We start from the raw sequence: 698 nt of genomic DNA on the forward strand, positions 1-698 counted from the left end.
GTTATCGTAATTCATAAGGTTATAGCGAATCTTATTTATAACCACAATTTTCTGTTTCATAGCGCCCTCAAGGTCACGGGATCGAAACTGAGCAGATAATTTGCATCTTGATAGACAACGGAGAAGCTGTTGTCGGAGAAGCAGACCGAACCAGAGCGTTCGTGGCCACAGGTCGTACGTTCGATGAAATCGCCGGGTGCGACTTTCCACTCAACAATTTGCATTTCGCTGCGCAGTACAGGCGGCGTCAGTGTTCCGACTACACCGGCCGAACGCGGGAAATAGGCCCAGCCAGATCCACGGCTGAAGCGCGGTGACGGTATCGACTTGATGCCGATTTCGAGTTCAAGCAGAGTGATGGGAAGATCGATACCAAAAGCCGTATTATAGGAACGTATGATTTCCGCTCCAGGCGGGCGGGCGGCAATCTCCAGGAAAATCAATTCCCCTCTTTCGCTCAAAAATAATTCGTGATGTGTCGCGCAACTGAGAGACGGCAGGGCTTCTAACACTTTCTCGTTGAAAGCCTTGATCTGGTGCCATTCGTCGGATTCTGGCTCGACAACGATGGTGCATCTGGTTTGCCCATTTACATATGCTAGGGGGGAGCCGACATGTTTTCCGACACCAACAAACACGGGCTCTCCTTCATGGAAGAAGGTATCGCAATGAAAGATATTGCCCTGGATGAACTCTTC

At 50.0% G+C, this 698-nt stretch carries 1 protein-coding gene; it reads right to left on the bottom strand.

Features of this window, described 5'->3' with window-relative positions; translation table 11 throughout:
* Positions 1-56 precede the first annotated feature (56 nt).
* A partial coding sequence (locus VZ95_RS24555; RefSeq protein ID WP_156995446.1) for an ATP-grasp domain-containing protein occupies positions 57-698 on the bottom strand: 642 nt, incomplete at its 5' end.

The organism is Elstera litoralis, assembly GCF_000963705.1.
Classification (GTDB): Bacteria; Pseudomonadota; Alphaproteobacteria; order Elsterales; family Elsteraceae; genus Elstera; species Elstera litoralis.